The sequence below is a fragment of the Leptolyngbya sp. PL-A3 genome, from assembly GCF_039962325.1.
Classification (GTDB): Bacteria; Cyanobacteriota; Cyanobacteriia; order Elainellales; family Elainellaceae; genus Vacuolonema.
Genome location: NZ_JAMPLB010000013.1, coordinates 91,692 through 110,334 on the forward strand (window position 1 = coordinate 91,692; position 18,643 = coordinate 110,334).

At 52.8% G+C, this 18,643-nt stretch carries 8 protein-coding genes; 6 read left to right on the forward strand and 2 right to left on the reverse strand.

The window, feature by feature from the left end:
• The first annotated feature begins 395 nt into the window (after window positions 1-395).
• The 3 genes from NDI52_RS12525 to NDI52_RS12535 all read left to right on the forward strand — a co-directional run bounded on the left by NDI52_RS12525 (window position 396) and on the right by NDI52_RS12535 (window position 4,317).
• Complete coding sequence (locus NDI52_RS12525) at window positions 396-2,606, forward strand: GH3 auxin-responsive promoter family protein (protein WP_190773489.1); 2,211 nt, start codon at window positions 396-398, stop codon at window positions 2,604-2,606.
• A 350-nt stretch (window positions 2,607-2,956) separates the two neighbouring features.
• The gene (locus NDI52_RS12530; RefSeq protein WP_190773488.1) at window positions 2,957-3,490 is read left to right on the forward strand and encodes a tetratricopeptide repeat protein; all 534 of its coding nucleotides are present in this window, start codon (window positions 2,957-2,959) and stop codon (window positions 3,488-3,490) included.
• 83 nt (window positions 3,491-3,573) lie between these two features.
• Window positions 3,574-4,317, forward strand: coding sequence for a DUF3153 domain-containing protein (locus NDI52_RS12535; RefSeq protein ID WP_190773487.1), 744 nt, complete (start codon window positions 3,574-3,576; stop codon window positions 4,315-4,317).
• Window positions 4,318-4,534: 217 nt separating this feature from the next.
• Here the strand turns inward: NDI52_RS12535 and NDI52_RS12540 are convergent, their stop codons facing one another.
• Window positions 4,535-12,226 carry a hypothetical protein gene (locus NDI52_RS12540; protein ID WP_190773486.1) on the reverse strand — a complete coding sequence of 2,564 codons (7,692 nt, stop codon included), beginning with the start codon at window positions 12,224-12,226 and terminating at the stop codon, window positions 4,535-4,537.
• Between the two features lie 301 nt (window positions 12,227-12,527).
• On the opposite strand from NDI52_RS12540, the gene NDI52_RS12545 reads away from it, so the two are divergent.
• Both NDI52_RS12545 and NDI52_RS12550 read left to right on the forward strand, forming a co-directional pair.
• Window positions 12,528-12,665: a hypothetical protein gene (locus NDI52_RS12545; protein WP_190773485.1), complete on the forward strand. Its 138-nt coding sequence runs from the start codon at window positions 12,528-12,530 to the stop codon at window positions 12,663-12,665.
• 262 nt (window positions 12,666-12,927) lie between these two features.
• Window positions 12,928-14,694, forward strand: a complete 1,767-nt coding sequence (locus NDI52_RS12550; RefSeq protein ID WP_190773484.1) for a SpoIID/LytB domain-containing protein — start codon at window positions 12,928-12,930, stop codon at window positions 14,692-14,694.
• A 63-nt stretch (window positions 14,695-14,757) separates the two neighbouring features.
• On the opposite strand, the gene NDI52_RS12555 is transcribed toward NDI52_RS12550, so the two are convergent.
• Window positions 14,758-16,464 (reverse strand): EAL domain-containing protein, encoded by a 1,707-nt coding sequence (locus NDI52_RS12555; RefSeq protein ID WP_190773483.1) that lies wholly within the window; start codon window positions 16,462-16,464, stop codon window positions 14,758-14,760.
• 1,170 nt (window positions 16,465-17,634) lie between these two features.
• Between NDI52_RS12555 and NDI52_RS12560 the strand changes: the two genes are divergently transcribed.
• Window positions 17,635-18,324, forward strand: a complete 690-nt coding sequence (locus NDI52_RS12560) for a COP23 domain-containing protein (RefSeq protein WP_190773482.1) — start codon at window positions 17,635-17,637, stop codon at window positions 18,322-18,324.
• The last annotated feature ends 319 nt before the right edge of the window (window positions 18,325-18,643 follow it).

Here is an 18,643-nt window from a genome sequence, read left to right on the forward strand (position 1 = left end):
TCTCTATTGATGCTTGTGTTGATTGCAACAATGACATCACTGAAGCGGCCCTCAAAACGGCTCATTGTTGCAACAACTAGAGTTCACATTTCTGTTGATGAAGCCAAACTTTCTGGAAACATTACTCATTCTATAGCCCTATGCACGTTGATTAAGTAAGGTGGTGCGGGGCACGAAGTCCCCCCCACCACCGCTGCTGTACTTAACGCATTTGCACAGCGCTATAGAGCTGGATGCCACAGCAGCTTCCATTCGTTCTCTGATGTTCGATCGCTTTGATTCATGCCTACTTTAAAGGTATTTTTTGCGTAAAGCACGAAAAAATAACCCTTCAGGTAGTTTGAAAGTGCATTAGTTTTGGTCGCTAATTGAACTGTTTTTACGGTTGATGACGTATGTCTTTTACTCTCCCCGCACTAGCTGTTTACGCATCTTATGTGAAGAACCGCTTCGTTCAGAAGACGCGGCGCATGATGGAAACCCAGGAACATTTCCTACATGAGTTACTAGCAGCTCATCAGCATACGGAATTAGGGCAAAAATTCGGTCTGAAGGATATCAAAACGATCGATCAATTTCGAGCACAGGTTCCTCTCTGGTCTTACCTTCAATATGAGCCTTATACAGAGCGTATTGCCCAGGGAGAAAACAATATCCTCAATCCCGATCGCGTGACCTATATCAATCTCACCAGTGGCTCTACTGGAAAGAAAAAGCAAGTCCCCGTAACTCACCGATTCCAAAAGACTTTGCGACGGGCTGATCTGGCAGGTATGGGTTTTGCCTTGGAGGGTTTAAAGCGTCGTCATCGCAAATTTGGCAAGTTGTTTATCACCAACTCGGTGCAGGTACAGGGGAGAACCTCTGCCGGTATTGAGTATGGGCCTGTAAGTGTAGGTAGTATTCGCAAAGGCAAGCCCCTTTTTGAGCAAGCCTTTGCCCATCCCTTTCGGGCATTAGAAATTAGCGACACCTTGGCCCGACATTATGTATGTCTTCTATTCGCCTTGCGAGAGCCTCAACTGAGGGGCATGGTAGCGAACTTTCCCATGCTTATCCTACGAACCTGCGGCTATCTGGAAGAATACGCTGAGGCCCTGATTCACGATTTGGAGCATGGCACGATCGCCCCCTGGCTTCCCATCGAACCCGATATCCGGGCTGAGCTAGAGCGGCGTTGGAATGCTCATCCCCAGCGAGCAACCCAACTCAAAGCTGCTTTTCGGACTGAGGGGCGGTTAACCCCAAAACTGGCGTGGCCCCAGCTTAGTTTTGTCACCACGGCTCGGGGAGGAACCTCTGGTTTTTACCTGGAGCGCTTTCCAGATTATTTCGCAGATACGCCAGTCTTTGGTGGCGTTTATGGAACTGCCGAAGCCACCTTTGGGGTGTATCCCGACTTTGACACCGATGGCAGTATTTTGGCGATCGAAAGCGGCTTTTTTGAATTCATTCCTGCGGATCAGTGGGGGGCAGAACATCCCAAAACGCTATTGCCCGAGGAAGTGAAGGTGGGCGATCGCTACCGTATAGCCGTCACCACTTACAGTGGCTTTTACCGCTACGACATTGGCGACGTTGTGGAAGTCGTCGGATTTTACGAGCAAACACCGCTCATCGTCTTCCGCCATCGGCATGGAGGGCTGTTGTCTTCAACGACAGAGAAGACTACAGAATTTCACGTCACGCAGGTCATGCAACAGCTTCAGCATGAGTTTCACGTGCACCTGGATGATTTCTGTGTCACCTTGTCCGACCAGGAATTCCCAGCGCGTTATCTAGTCAACATTGAATTGGTGGAGGGCCAGCAGCTTGAGCAGCCCATGGCTTTCATCCAGCGCTTTGAATATTGGATGCGCGAATTTAACAACCCCTATGGCACGGTGCGAGAGGGGCAAGTGCCACCGCCCCGCCTCCGCATTTTGGCCCCCGGCAGTTTTACGAAAGTACGGCAGCGGCACATTGAAAGGGGAATGTTTGATTCTCAATTAAAAATTCCCCATATCAGCGAGGATCGGCACCTATTGGCTGGACTGCCTGTATTACAGGAGGTAGACCTTCAAGAGGAAGGCGTGGCCGAAAGCCGCTTGCCTTCATGGAATGCTCAAGTACCGGAACCCGCTCAACCGAGCAAGATTCCTGGTTTGGAGTTCTCTCAGGGGGCACATCTGCTTCATGCTGATCTGCGCCGGATGGATTTGCGAGGAGTAGACCTGCGCCGGGCTGACTTGAGTGGTGCCGACTTAAGTGGAGCTGATTTGCGAGGAGCTAATCTCAGCGGGGCTTTTCTACGGGAGGCTAATCTGAACGAAGCCAATTTAGTGGAGGCAAATCTTCAGGGAGCCGATTTAACAGATGCCACGTTAATTGGCACGTGTTTGCAAAAAGTCTGTTTCCACGAAGCCTATGTGAATCGAGCCCGGTTTGATCATGCCGATTTGACAGGCGCTCAATTTTGTGGGGCAGTGCTTTGGCAGGTGAGCTTTCAAGAGGCCAATCTCACCCATGTAGATTTTGAAGATGCTCAGATGAAAGATGTGACTCTAATGGATGCCACCCTAGACGGTACCCGCCTGGTGGCGCACTCGCAGCAACGTTTATCGTAAACAGGACCTACACGTCATGAGATCTTTACTGGTAAAACCGCTCCACGGTTCCACCTAGTACGCTGAGGCGTAAATATATAACCTATTTGTCTGTGGGGGTGCTTCGTACCCCCACAGACAAATAGGTTACGGACTTAGGCCGTAGCCTACTAGTGAAATATGAAGGAAATAGGCGTGTTTATTAGAAGCGAATGAGCGAGTGGAGAGCGATCGCCCTCCACTCGCTCATATCCCTGGAAGTTTCTTGAGAGGATAGCCGGCCTATTCCCGCCAACCCGAGAATTTTGAAGCATCCTTTAGAATAACGTCAGGGGGCTAAGGCTTCTGGTTCCTATTTCGATGAGCAGGGTATGACTTCTTCCGAGTTGTTGGCACAGGCACGCCAAAATTATCAGTCTGGGCGCGATGCCTTTGAGCGAGGCCGTTATCGCGAAGCCGTGGAGCGACTGACACAGGCTACGGCTCAGGCTGGCCCGAACACACCTTTGGGTGGGCAGGCTCAGATCTGGTTGGTTACAGCTTACGAAGCGCTGGAGCAGCGGGCCGAGGCGGTCGCCCTCTGCGAAGCCATTACCAAACATCCCCATTACGACACCCGCAAGGAAGCCAGCCGACTCCTCTACATTCTCAAGGCTCCCCGCCTGAAAACCCGTCCTGAGTGGCTGACCCAAATTCCAGAGTTAAGTAATCTGGATGAGGGCGATCGCACTGCCCAAAGCGCCTATGTGAATCGTGCTCCCAAAGCCCCACCCAAATCTCAGCCCACCTTTCCGAAAGAACCGGTTGATCTAAGCCAGGTAGACACCGGCGACAATGGCTTTGTCTGGTTTGTTCTGGGGGCGATTCTGCTAATTCTGGGTGGGTTGTTCTGGTACGGACGTTAAGAATCACCGATACAATGAAACCGATTTGTGTGAGTGATGGATGAGCCATTGCTTACACAAATTAGTTTTTACACCCTCTGCCCATGAAACGTTTCCTTCCGTTCCTGCTCGCTCTTGTTGCCATGTTGGGTCTCTCTGGCTGTGTTCGTTACGACCTGGGGATCAATTACTTCAGCCAGACGCGCGGGGAAATTGTGCAACGGATTCGGTTGGGAGAATCGGTCACGACCTTTAACGAGGCGATCGCCCGCGACTGGCTCCGTAGTCTGGAGCGACGGACGAAGGAACTGGGGGGTAAGGCTCGTCGCCGTTCCCTGGAAGAGTTAAGCATTCGAATTCCCTTTACAAATGGGGCTGAGTTAACCCATAAGTTCAACCGCTTTTTTGAGCCCCCCTCGATAGCCACGACCGAGGAAGACGAGGACACGGAAGCCATGGTGTGGCCCGAGATTGTCTCGCACCTTGCCCTGGAGGAGCAGAATGGGTTGTTGGTGCAGCGCAATCGATTGGTCTATGACCTGGATGTGCGATCGCTCGGGTTGCTCGCCCCCAATGGCAATGTCCTTGTCGGTCCTGGAGCGTTGCTAGAACTCGACTTTAGCCTGAATACTCCCTGGGGCGCGCGCGTGATGCCCGGTAGTGCCCTACCCCAACGCTCCTCCTGGAACCGCAATCTAACCTGGACGCTGAAAACCTCCGAGGCCAGCCATTTAGAGGTTGTTTTCTGGGTTCCCAGTCCGTTAGGTTTGGGAACAGTGGTCATTCTTGTGGTGGTGGTGCTTGGCTCAATTCTGAAAAGTTTCCTAAAAAGCCCAGGAACAGCCTGACGCTCCAGCTTGTTTGGAATGAATAATATAATGTCGTATTAAATGCACACAATAAAAGTGTTGTGGCGCATTGCGCCACAACACTTTTATTGTGTGCATTTAACCTTGCTTGTTACAACCATCAAAAGGGGCTACTACGTCACCATACCCATTCTGACGAGTGGGATATGGTGAGCAAAGCCTGTCACATCTCACCTGTCAAAAGCCTTGCAGTGGATTACTGAAGCCTCTGGGCTGTATCCAATGCGAAATTTAATGGCGTAGCAAGCTTCTGATAGCTGGTTGCCAAAATCGTGTCCAAATGACGACGGAAGACTTGCCATTGATGAGGATTAGGCCGATAGGTTTGATCCACTTCTCGCACAAACAGAGGAGCTGCCAAAAGCGCCTGATAATCAGCATTGTGTTGAGATGTGGGAGCCAACATTCCAGCCTCTCCATCGGTCGGTACGAGGCCCGAAGGGAGATGCCCTTCTAGAAGAGCCACGATCGCCGCCTGACAGGTATGGGTATCAATCCCACGTTGCTCCAGCATGCGCAATATCCCCTCTAAAGTCGTGGGGGTATCTGGGAAAATCCGCAGCAATTCCATCAGCAAGAAATAGTCGCTATAGCGATGGTGACCCTGATCAATCACCTGAGGGTGCAGGGGGACTGCGGCCAGCCCGTAGGCAACTCGGCTACAGATGGAGAGGTGATTGTGCTGTGGAGCTTCGGGTTGCGTGTAGGTATCTTGAACAATGGTGGCGTTGGGTAGCTTTTGACGTAGCCAGCGGGCGATCGCCGCGAATGATGCCGAGCCACCTGTACATAACACCTGGTTCACCTGCAACACAGGAATCCCCGTTTGAGTCAGCAGGCCATTCAATTCGCGGTTGAGCCGCTGGATGTAGGGTAACAATACCCGGCTCCCTAAATCCTGGCGGTTGATAGTCAGGGATACCCCACCCAGGGTGACGTATCCTCTTTCCTGTTGTTGCAGGGTCAGCTTCAAGTAACGGGCCGCTTCCAGCAGCCCCGAGCCTACCCCTGCCCCTAACAACCGCTGTTGCAAAATTTGCCGATTGGCTGCATCGGGATCGCCCACGACGGGCAGAGCCAGATGTTCCCAGCCCAGAGCTGCCCACGGATCTGCCCAGTCCAGATCCTCACCTGCCTGAAACGTCGAGCCGCCCTCTGGCAGAATAGCCGCCCGATCCTGGCTAGTCCGATTGGCCTGTCGTACCCAGGCCGGATAGATCAACTGACAGATAATGTCTTGATCCAGGGCATTCCCACCGTAGGGAAGAGTGCGCCGTGTAATGTCTGTAGGAGATAGCCGCTGCAAGTGTTCGGGCAGATTGACGAGCGCCAATTCGGTCACGCTAGCTCCGCCATTCATCACCAGCGTTCCTCCCTGCCAGTGGGCCTGGAAGAGATCCGGATTGGGAGTCAGGTTACTGGGTAAGGTCACCGCATCCTCAGGAGCCAGAGCCGAGAGCAATGTGGCTGTGCTTTCTTCTACCAGATAAATTTGGGCTGGGTCATCCACTAACCGCGCTGCCAAGATCGCCTCGCGCACATTAAAGCGATAGGTATCCGACCAGGCTGCTGGATAGCTGACCATGACCCCAGCTAGCTCTTTCAAGGCTTGTTGCAGAGTGTCATCGGAAAGTCCCACTGCTCCACAACTGAGTACAGAGGTATCTGAACCCGTTGTGGAGTCAGGGCTCGTATAGTTGAGACTGGTTAGTAAAGCCCTCAGCGCCTGGTGCAGGGTGCTAAGAGGGATGGTGCGCTGGTCTGACCATTGCAGAACCGGTTCCCAATGTGCGGCGTTGGCTGTGTAGTAGGGGATGCCCACCCGCAGGGCAGACTTGAAGTCGCGTAAGGGCTGCCGGGTGGGATGGCTGAATTCCTGCCGAGTAATGGTCAAAGAGGCGATCGCGACCTCTGACCCCTCCATGTCCCCGGTGCTGGTGGGAGTAACATACACCGCCATGGGCAGGCGGTAGGTTCTTTCAGGGATGGGTAAGCCGCCGTGGATAGGGCCAGGCAACTTCAGCTCCAACCAGAATATTGGGTACACCGTAGCGGTTGGACGGTGTAGCAGTACCGCAGAAATACCTGTGGTACCCAGATCAATGCCCAAATACCAGGTTGAACGAGGCGGCACTCGCTTGGAGGCACCCGTTAGTGATGGTGGGGCGAAGAGGGTTGCGTCGTCTTCCAGGGGATCGGTCACCGAAAAGATGAGGGAATCCAGGTCATCTTCCTGGTCGCGCAGTAACTCCAGGCGATCGCCCAGGGGGTCTTCGCTATCGAAAAGGTCGAGGGGCGATCGCTGTAGTCGTTGAAACAACGCTGCCAGTTCCGGGTCGACTTCGTCTTCTTCATCCTCGAGATCTGCGGTTAGGTCCAGCAATGCCAAATCTGGCTCGACGTCATCGGGTAAGGCTACGGAATTCGTTTCCGTCTCATCCGCCTGTAAGCCTATGGCCTGCAGAATCAGCTCAGAAGGGTAATCCAGACTGGGGTCGATCGGGGCGGCCGCATCAGGGACAACTTCAACTGGGCCCGGAGCCGTTTCGATCGGGGCGACCGAATCCTCGAGGGGGCGATCGTCTAGGTCTTTTTTTTTTGACTCTTCTGAGCCAGGCTCTAAGAGTTCTTCGTCGTACAGGTCAATGCCCGCTTGATCAAAATCCGTTCCCAAGGGGGGTGCTGGAGATGTATTCGGAGTGTCTTCAGGTTCAGAGGCAGACCCTATTGGTGCCTCTGCGATACTGTTCGGTACACTCTCAAACAGTTCTCCCAACCCATCCAGGGTAAAGGCATTATCATCCAGACTGGGTTCCGGCGGAACCTCGGCACCGAAGGTTTCCAGGAACAAGGATGCATCGTCTAAGGAGGTGTCCTGAGCTCCAGGAGGAGCTACCTCAATGGCTGGAGGAATTTCCTCAACCCCGTCAAACCAGGCAGCCAATTCCATTGGAGTTGGTGCTGTATCCAATGCATCCGCGAAGCTATCCAGGGTATCTTCCGTGACCGCATCGGAGGACAACTCCAGAGTCGTATCGGGAGTTGCCTCAAGAGTGTCAACGGGCACCAACGGGAGAACAGGATTTTCCAGGGGCAGGGTTTCGTTAACAGCAGGGCTTTCTTCTGGATCGATCCCTGCGTCATCGGGCCATTCCGCTAGCAAATCTTCAATGCTAGCAGGAGGCGTTGTCATCACATCCTGGAAATCCTCCAGGGTAAGGTCCTCCCGGTCGGGTGGCAGTAAAGGCTCGAGCGGTACAAACGCAATCGTTCCTTCAGGTGCAGCACTTGGGGAAAGTTGCTCCACGTCTTCTAAGAAGAGAGGCGGCGGGGGCGGTGCGCTATCTGTAAGTTCTGGGAGGTCTATGCCAAACCCAAATAAGTCCTCGTCGAGGGATGTTGCTGTGGGTTCTGGGCTTTCCCCAGAAATGTTCAGCTCCTCCTCGAAGGACAGCTCCACAGGTTGAGATGGTAGATCAAGGTCAACATCTAATAAGGCATCGGCTGAAGTAGTGGATGGATCCTCAGGAGGTTCACCCTGTTCGTCTGTCGCGGTCGATAAATCAAGCCATTCGTCGCTTGTGACGCCAGTAGGAGCTTCAGCCAAATTCTGTAAGACATCATCTTGCTCTGTAGAGTCAGATGTGGATAGATTTAACCAAGCCTGATCCAGGTCATCATCCAAATCCCCAGAGGACGTGTCAGGCAGTTCTGCCAGAATATCGCTCTGCTCATCAGCACCAGCCGTGGAGAGCTTCAGCCACTCCTCATCCAAATCCTCATCGGTGGCCTCAGGCAGCTCTGTCAGAGTATCGTCCTGCTCATCAGTATCAGCCGTGGAGAGATCCAGCCACGCTTCGTCTAATTCTTCTAAGGTGGGCTCAACGAGTTCTGCTGGGGCATCGCTCTGCTCATTAGCATCAGGAGTAGAAAGATTAAGCCACTCCTCATCTAAATCCTCGGCAGTGGGTTCAGGTAACTCTGTCAGAGTATTGCCCTGTTCATCCGTGTCAACTGTAGAGAGAGCGAGCCATGCTTCGTCCAATTCTTCGGAGGTGGGCTCAGCGAATTCTGACAAGGCATCACTCTGCTCATCAGCATCAGCCGTGGAGAGATTGAGCCACTCCTCATCCAAATTCTCGATGGTGGGCTCCGTGAGTTCTGCTAGGGCATCACTCTGCTCATCAGCATCAAGAGTAGAGAGATTGAGCCACTCCTCATCTAAATTCTCAGAGGACGTATCCGGCAGTTCTGTCAGGATGTCACTTTGCTCATCAGCATCAGGAGTAGAGAGATTGAGCCACTCCTCATCCAAATTCTCGCCGGTGGGTTCCGTGAGTTCTGCCAGGGCATTACTCTGCTCGTCAGCATCAGCTGTGGAGAGATTGAGCCACTCCTCCTCATCTAAATTCTCAGAGGACGTGTCAGGCAGTTCTGCCAGGATGTCGCTTTGTTCATCAGCATCAGCCGTCGAGAGATTGAGCCACTCCTCATCCAAATTCTCGCCGGTGGGTTCCGTGAGTTCTGCTGGGGCATCGCTCTGCTCCTCAACATCAGCCGTGGAAAGATTGAGCCACTCCTCATCCAAATCCTCGGCGGTGGCCTCAGATAACTCTGTCAGAGTATCGCTCTGCTCCTCAACATCAGCTGTGGAGAGATTGAGCCACGCTTCGTCTAATTCTTCTGAGGTTGGTTCCGTGAGTTCTGCCAGGGCATCACTCTGCTCATCAGCATCAGCCGTGGAGAGATTGAGCCACGCTTCGTCTAATTCTTCTGAGGTTGGTTCTGTGAGTTCTGCCAGGGCATCACTCTGCTCGTCAGCATCAGCCGTGGGGAGATCGAGCCACTCCTCATCTAAATCCTCGGAGGACGTGTCAGGCAGTTCTGCTAGGGCATCGCTTTGCTCATCAGAGCCGGCTGTGGAGAGATTGAGCCACTCCTCATCCAAATCCTCAGAGGTGGATTCAGGAAAACCGGCTAGGATATCGCTCTGCTCATCAGCATCAGCCGTGGAGAGATTAAGCCACTCCTCATCCAAATCCTCAGAGGTAGGTTCCGTGAGTTCTGCTAAGGTGCTGCCCTGCTCATCAGAGTCATCAACAGAGACAAGCCATTGCTCATCTAGATCCGCTGAGGGAGAGCTTGATGGTTCAGGGAACGATTCAACGTCCTCGGTGAGGAAGGTAGATAAATTTAATTCCTCTTCCTCCGTTTCCAGCGGTGTCGGTGGAGTTTCCTCGATAAGTCGATCGATCAGGGCATCATCTACAGGGGGAAGGTTTTCCTCCTCAAAGACCGTCAAAGGAAGATCTTCCATGAGGCTTTCGAGCAAGGCTTCAGGAGTCTCTGCTTCTGGGAAGAAGTCCGTGGTCTGCTCATTGTCCTCCTCTGAACCGAAGTCTTCCATCAGAGACTCTTGAGTGAGGAATATGTCTAGCTCCAGTGCTTCAACCTCTGGGGCAGGCTCCCCTAATAAATCCTCATCGGTAGTGACGTACGCACTCCAAGGCCCGCTGGGTAACTCAGTGGTTGATTGATCTTCCGGAGCTGCTTCCTCTGGCTCGGTTGCTGTGTCATGAAGCTCGTCTTCCAGTAGTTCCAGGGTTTCCTCTTCAATGTTGTCTGAGGCAAGATCTCCTAGCAGGAGATCTTCCAGCAGGGGCTCGTCCTCCACAGGAAATGAGTCTGAACTAGGGGTGCTGAGCTCCTCTTCTAGGAATGCATCGTCACCCTCCATCTCAGGTAGCCTTGTCTCCGGAGAAATAGGTTCCTCGTCCGGAAGCTCGCGGAATGCATCTTCTAAACTGGTAGAAATATCTTCCGGTTCGTCTGCTGATAAGTCAGACAGAAAGGAAAACTCTTCAGTCTCTTCACCGGAGGCACGGCCTTCCAATGTTGACAGTTCGGCGTCTAATTGCTGAAGTACGTCCTCATCCACCTGAAGCTCAACCCGAGGTGTCTCAACCACGGCCTCACTGACTAATAGATCTTCATCCGGAGATGCTGGAATGTAGGCATCTTCTGGCAGGCTTCCTTCAGAACGCAAAGCATCCAGAGAAGCAGCCGTATCTGACAACGCAATCAAATCTTCCAGGGAAGAAATGACATCCGCTGGCATGTGTTGGTTAGCAGCTGCGCGCTCTGCATTAAGTAGTTGAGTATCTTCTTGCTCACCACCGTCCGCTACAGGCACCTCGTCAAACAGTAACTGTTCGATGGTTTGATTGGATTCCTGTGAAAAATCCCCGGATGCTGGTAACTGGAATTCTTCTGGGGAAAACTCGGCAGGCTCTGCTGACAGGTCTGCTAGCCCCTCAAAAAACTGACTTTCAAAATCGCCAATAGCCCCAAGATCCTCGCCAGCTTCTAAACTTGTGGCTTCTATCTCGCTGTTGGTGGCTTGTTCCGCATCGGCAATATGGCGATCTACAGGCGGTTCTATGTCCTCACTCGGAGCTACATCCGCTCCAAAGAGGCTCTGGTAAAGGGCATCTAACTCATCATAAATTCCTTCGGGTGATGCTACGGGGGCAGTATCCGCGGCATCGTCTTCCGTTTCTAACTCTGTGCTGATCTGGTTCAGCAATTCCAGGGCAGAGTCAATGTCGCCAATGGAGTTGTCGAGGGAAACATCGTCGAGGGGAATTTCTTCCAGGGGAGCGATCGCCGCCTCATTGATTTGGAAGATGGTCATGTCATCATCCTGGAAGCGAGTCGCTGCTAAGCTCTCATCCACCTGGAACATGGTCATTTCGCCTGGGTCCAAATCCCCCAAGTCAGGAGTGGATGATACCAGCTCCAGGTCGTTCACCGCTTGATTCAAGTCGCTAAGCCCGGAGGATGCCCCCATGCCCGTTGGCGGTTGCAAGATAGTAGCTTCACTCCCGGCCAACTCACTGATTAAAGAATCGAGGGAGCTGGTATCGCTTCGCGAGCTTGCTGGCAGGCGTTGTCCGCTGGAACCCGGTAATGCTTGCCAGTCAGTTCCTTCCAGGGAGGATTGCAAATATTGCGACGCTTCCCGCCCTAACTGCTGAGCCAAGCGATTGACCAGGGCTGTGAAAATAGCTTCTCCCTGATGCCCCAGCGTGTGCATCTTATCCAGCCCCTGGCTGAGGGAGTCTTCGTAGGTCTGAATGTTGCGTTGTAAGGACTCAAAAATAACCCGCAGCGTTGTATCAAGCTTCAGCAGCAGTTGATCAGACTGGGTTTGAATTCGCTGCAGTTGATCCAGCCGTTCCTGGGGCGTAAGGGGTGGGATATAGCTGGCAAAGCGGGCAGCATCGGCTGGCGGAGCGGGCTCTGGGGGGGCTGAGTTAGCCGGGGGCAGTGTTCGTGACTCCAGGGTGGTGAGCATTTCTGCGACCTGCACCGTCAGATTTTCCTGCAACCGCCCCATTAAAGATTGCAGAAATTCGGACAGGGCTTGCTGTTGCTGTTGGGTATCGACCTGGGGCGGAAGAGCATATTGTTGACGCTGCGCTTCCAGTTCCCGAATTTCGCTGACCAGGGAATCCCTCCGCTGGCGCAGGTCTTCGACCTCACCCCGCATGGGCTGCATGATGTTGGTGCGCAGGTAAGTCACCTCTTGCAATACGGCCTGCAAAACCTGCTGAGCTGACTCCCCAGGCGACTGTGCCGAAGCCGTCGAGTTGACAGGGCCTAGAGCTGGGTCTCCAGACAAGGTTGCCATCGGCACGGGATTGGACAACTCAGGTTTCAAATTGGCTTGCTGGAGGCTGACCAGATACTGTCGTGTGCGCTCCAGAAGTTGCCGCTGTTGTTCAGATTCCCCCGCCATCACCCAGGGCAAACGGGGGCTGGCTTTACGCAGCGCTGCATCAATGGACTGGATCAGTTCCTGGATTTGAGCCTGTTGCGAATTCACGGACCGATTCCCAATAAAAATAAAAAGTTGCTATCGACGTTTTCTGCTGAACCGACTGAGACTTACCTTGCTGGTGTTAAACAATACCCAAAGGATTGTTCTTAAGAGATGATGAAATAGACGCTGTAATGCTGTTTTTGTAACCGATTGGGGTAACTTGTTCCTATTGCCTCAATATTAATTGAGATTCCTAAAAGGCGGTTATTTTTCCCATTAGCGTGGTAGATCCTTCCGGACAACGGTTTGGGTTTTAGTATTTTAAGGATCTTAGGGACCATTTCCCGCTTCTGGATGGGTAGGTGTGGAAGAATCTCATGATGATCCTTCCGCCCCTACCTCCATCCAGCATAGCCCGGTGGATCTAACATTGTTGACGGCTCTACTGACCCCCTATGGCACCACGTCCAGCCCACTCAGCACAACAGCTTCCGCCATCTAGTGATAAGTTGTGCGATTTTAGGAAAAATTGGCTAGCAATATCCTTGTCCACCCTGTAACATCGTGCGATTAAAATGATGACGGCATCGGGAGCAATCCTCAAACTCCTGACGTCATTCCCCTGGGTTTCATGACTGTGGAATCTTATTAACGTTCGAGTCAATTGAGGCCAAAAATCCATGCACTCCCCTGGAAACGGCGATAGAAAACAGACTCGTGTATCCCCAACGAATACACCTTTAGAAAATAAAAAAATAGCAAATTTGCCTTCCAACGTACTCACTCAGTCCCGATTCTTGCCGCCATGGCCCTGGTCGGGTCTGGGATTGATCGCGATCGCCCTGACGGGCCTTTTCCCTTCCAGTGCCCAGGCCCAAACGGCCTATAATCCGTCTATTCAGGTGGGCATTGTGCAGCGGTTTGGGAAAGAACGAAGCGATCGCATCACCCTGGAACCCGCCGGGGGCCAGCTCACCCTTCAATTTGAGGGCAACGGTGGTAACCAGACGGTTGCGACGACAGAACCCGTGCAGATCGAGGTGGTGCCCCAACCCCTGGCCCAACCCGAGCAGGTGGAACGAGTCGTACTGAGTACCCATCGCAGCTTTGAAAGCGCTGAAGACAGTGCCAACTATTGGAAAGCTCAGGGGCTAGACGTGGAAATCGCCCAACCCCGGCAGTGGCAGGTATGGGCTAAACGGGAAACTTATTCTACGCCGCTACTGCGACGGTTGCTGCTGCAAAATGTGCAGGCTCAGGGTGGACGCACTGTATTTCTCGACAGTCAGATCCGTCGTGAAGTTCCCCTGGCCGGGTTTGTGGTGAATGGAACGAGAGTCGTAGCGGATCAGGTGGCGATCGCCCCCAGCAACAACCGCGTCTACGTCAACGAAATCAACAGCTCGGAGGGTCGGCAACTGTTTGCTGGGAGCCTGCGGTTACAGCCCAATGCCTACGGCACCTACACTCTGGTCAACACGGTCGATATCGAAACCTACCTGCGCGGGGTTGTTCCCTTTGAGATTGGCTCTGGGGCTCCCAATTCTGCTATTGAGGCCCAGGCCATTCTGGCGCGTACCTATGCGCTACGAAACCTGCGCCGCTTTACGATTGATAACTACCAGCTTTGTGCCGATACCCAATGCCAGGTGTATCGTGGCTTGAGCGGGGCTGCGACCTCGACCGATCGGGCGATCGCCGCCACCCAAGGGCAAGTGCTGACCTATCAGAATGAACTGGTGGATGCCCTCTATTCTTCAACATCGGGTGGGGTTACGGCCGCTTTCTCCAACGTGTGGAACGGCCCCGATCGCCCTTATCTGCGTCCCCGCATTGATGCGGTGCAGAATGTTTGGGATTTGCAAACCCGACCTCTTTCTGATGAAGCTAACCTGCGCGCCTTCCTCAATCTTCAAGAGGGGTTCAACGAGACCGGGCGTGACCTGTTCCGTTGGCGAGAAGCCAGTGATGTCGCCCAGATCACAGCGGATATCAAAGAATACCTGTCCACCAAACAACACCCTCTGGCTAATCTGAGCCGCGTAGAGCAACTCCGGGTAGCGGAGCGCTCCTCGGGGGGACGGGTACAGCAAATAGAGGTGGTAACCGATCGAGGTTCTGTGATCCTGGAAAAAGATGAGGTTTTGCGAGCACTTTCGGCCCCTCGTAGCACTCTGTTTTACCTGGATCCCGTTTATGAAGTGCTGCCATCCTCCCCTAGCCCTGCTCCCAGCCCTGTTTCGGTGGCTCCCAGCCCCCCGGTAGCCAATGCGAGTTCCGAAGTTGCTCAGGGAGAAGTACCTGCGTTGCCAGCGCCGGCCGCATCGCCCAGTCCTACTCCGACCCGTATCCTTAAGGGGTACACCTTTGTTGGCGGCGGTTGGGGCCATGCAGTTGGGCTCAGCCAGTATGGTGCGATGAACTTGGGCCGACTCAACTGGCCGGCATCCCGCATTTTGGAGTTTTACTTCCCAGGTGCGACGGTGCAACCCTTAAGCGAGCGCACAGTTTTGTGGCGAGAGCCAGAATAGCTCTTATAAAAAAGATGGGGTACGACGTTCAACGTCGTACCCCATCTTTTTTGAACCAGGAGTTCACAACCGATCCTGAATTAACAACGCCTCAAACTCCTCTGCGTTCAGGGGCGGGCTGTGAAATTCGCCCTGGGCAGCATGGCAACCATTTTGTCGAAGGAAATCGGCCTGGGCTTTGGTTTCGACCCCTTCAGCGATCGCCTTTAAGGATAGGTTTTGGGCGATCGCAATGACCGCGTTGGTCAAGGTTTCGCTGCCGTCATCGCGAGTAATCATGGCTACCAGACTGCTATCAATCTTGAGAGCGGTCAGAGGCAATCTTTTCAGGAAGCCGAAGGAGGAAAATCCCGTCCCTACGTCATCCATATAAATATGAATACCAACATATCGAAGGCGTCGCAGCGTTTCCTGCATCATCTCGTTGGGCATCATGAGATGATTTTCGCTGACCTCCAGTACCAGCAGGTCGGGGTTGAGGTCGACTTCCCGAAGAATCTGGGCGGTTTGCTCGAAAAAGTTTTCTTGTTGGAGTTCTGCGAGGGAAAGATTGATCCCCACCCGTAAGGAAAGACGATATTTGTCCTGCCATTGCTTCGCCTGTCGACAGGCATGACGCATCGCCCATGCCCCCATAAAGGGAAGCAGATTGCTTTCCTCCGCAATGGACAGGAAACTGGTGGGGCGTAATAGGCCCAGAGTTGGGTGCTTCCACCGCAATAAAGCTTCGGCACCAACAATTTTTTGTGTGATGAGGTTGATTTGGGGCTGATAGTAGAGGGCAAATTCCTGGCTGGCGCAGGCGCGGGTGAGTTGGCTGGCGATCGCCGCCGGGTCAGTCCACACAATATCCTGGGCTGGGTCATAAGGGGCTACATGATGGCCAGACTTGCGCTGAATTCGCTTCAGGGCCATTTCTGCCTGAAGGAGCAAGTGCTCAGGCCCAGTCGTGTCTGCCTGGCCATAGGCCAAACCCACATGCACTTTTGGTTCAACAGACGGCCCTGATGTCTGATAGGAGGCACTCAGGATTCGTAGCAGTGCCCGAGCAGTCTGATCGGCCTCCTGTTCGTGAGAGAGCGATCGCAACAATACCCCAAAGCACTGGTGTCCCAAATAAGCTATGGGGTATTCATCTCCCAAACTCTGTTGCAGGCGGCTGGTAACCTGCTGCAACAGCCCGCCCAGAGGAACGGGGTCTTGATCAGGGGTGTTTCCCCAAAGAAGTTGGATGACCAGCACCGCCAGGGGAAGGGCTGACAGCTCTGACTGGAGGGTGTCACCAACCTGACGCACAAACCACGGACGATTCGGCAGTTGCGTTACCGTATCGTGGTACATCATGTGCTCCAGGGTGGTGACAGCCCGTTGCATTTCGGCCTGGTAAGGCTCTACGACTGCCTGCCGCTTTGTTAAACGTGCTGTAATGGCCCGCAGTAATTCCTCTCGACGAAAAGGCTTGCTGAGGTAATCATCCGCTCCCAGGTTCATCCCCTGGCGTCGTTCGGCCTGCTCAGCTTTGGCTGTCAGAAAAATGAATGGAATGCAAGCTGTTATGGGATTTTCATTCAGCCGCCGCAACACTTCGTAGCCATCGCAGATAGGCATCATGACGTCACACAAAATTAGATCCGGAAGAACCTGGTATGCGACCTCAAGCCCTTCTTCACCATTGATGGCGGCGATCGCCTCAAAACCTTCTGACTGAAGTAACTTGATGATCAGCGCCTGCACAACGGGATCATCTTCGATCAATAGAATTTTTGTCATGGACTGCCGGGTTGTTCTGCTTACCCTAGAACGGAAAAGCTCTGATCAGCATTACTATTTCAATATTCCCTAACCCTGACCAAATGCCGGGTAATTGGCATGAATTTTTAGGGTTATATTCCGACTCTGTAACTGCAGCTATTTCCGGTAAGACAAAATTTGGTCATGTTTCAAAGATGCGAATGCGATGTGGTGAAAGGGGGCACAAAGTGCCCCTTTCACTACATCGCATTCACACGCCTAGAACACTACCGGTTTTAGCAAACTGAATACAAAATTAGTCTGAATATCTTTTTCGAGGCCTTGATTTTGCATATATTTCGCGCACGCAAAGTTAAGGGATGTTATGGGATAAGAACACAGGCCCTTACGTAGGCGAATTTAGCTATACCGCGCTATCATGCAAAAAAGTTCTGCCGCAAGCATGTGCTAAATAATACCGAATAGTCCATGGCAGAGTAGGTACAAATAAAAAAACTGGCTAAAAATAGCCAGTTGCCAAACTCTAGAACCAACGTTGCTAAACTCTGCTTTCTCAAGAGTGCAGCATTCAAACGTGAGCTACACCTCCGAGGGCAGACGTTTCTTTGAAGGAGAAAACCCAAACTGCAGGTTCCCAATCCGGCAGTGAGTGTCAAACAACCTCCGACCATGACCCCAATGCCATGGGGAAATCGCGTTATCTCTCTCAACCATCCATTGTATCAAGCGTCACAGAAAAATCGTTATAAAACTTTACCTCAATTTCCCGTGCGCCCTATAACTCTACCTGATGGGTGAGGTGTTTTCCTGATGGCTATGCCAAACATGGACAAACCTCACAAACCAGGCCCATAAGTTCTACAAAGGGTCAAAACCTGTCGCCAGAACTATATGGCCAATCAAGGTTTGCTTCAAAGCTTGATTCTGCCTCGGCAGAACGTGAGCTTTAAAACTTGCCTTAGTTCTAAAGTACCCATCGGCGTATGCCAGGCGACACCCCCACGTTTAGCCGTTAGATTGTGCCGTCAACTTTGCAGTGAGAAGAATTGCGTCGTGTAAACCCTCTGGGTACGGGTTTTATCCTATATTTGGGAACTTTAAGGCTCTGATAGCGTCAAATCAATACAAAAGCACTCCCGATCTGGGCAGCGCTTAGATTCCGGCAATTTTGATGGGAGAAGGGCAGTCATGGGTTGGAAAGCATGGGTGGTTACAGCGGGAACGGTCGCAGCCTGGGTTGGTATGGGAGTTGCCGTTCTGGCGGCTTCTGTGGATGGGACTGCAACAAAACAGAGCAGTCAGCCAAGCCTTAACGACGTGCGGTTTAGCTGTCAGGTGGTAAATGGGCAATATGTCGTGGTCTACACTCCAGAGAACGAGTCAGACGCTCAATATCCCTGGGCGGAGCCGACCCAATTGGGCGGTGGCTGGACCCCTGAACTGCGCTGTGCTGAAATTAGTCGCCGTCTGGAATCCTACCGTCCTGATGGATTGCTGGAATTGCAAACGGGTACGGAAAACGGGTACAACACTATTTGTGTGACCACTGAGCGGGCTTCTGGTTGCCGCATTGTGTTGACGGTGCCGCCAGGGCAAGATCCGTTGGCGACGCGCGATCGCGTCTTTGAAAACCTGGTTGTTGCTGATAGTGGTCAACGGACGGATGCTGTCACCACCTTCAATGACGATGCCGATGACATTCTAGGCCAAATCGGCGAAGTGCTTGGCTTCCCGGGTACGCCTCGCCGGGGCTCTAGCAGCTCTGATGGAATTAACCTGCGTCCTTTTCTTTCACCAGCGGACGGTGGCACAGGTGAATATTTGAATGGGCCTGCCGGTTCAGGGGGCCAGCGCTTGAATCCCGATCGCTTCCGCTAGGTTTTAGAGAGAGGGGTGCGTTTGCCATACCTCTCTCTCTAGTACAAGCTGTTTGGCAACAACTAGAGAGGGTAGCTCTCATCGTGCTCATTCCTTGCTTTAAAACACAGAATTCTGATTTGACTGCCGTGAAGCGATAGCAAAATCAGAATTCTTTTTTATTGAATAACCTGAGTTGGGGCTAAAGGTGGTTTCGAGCCCTGCACGGTAAGATTTGTGTGTATCTATTTAACCTGAGTTCGGGTTAAGGGCGTTTTCGAGTGCCGCGCGTTGCGCGGCACTCGAAAACGCTCATTTTGGCGTGCGCTTTGCGCACGCC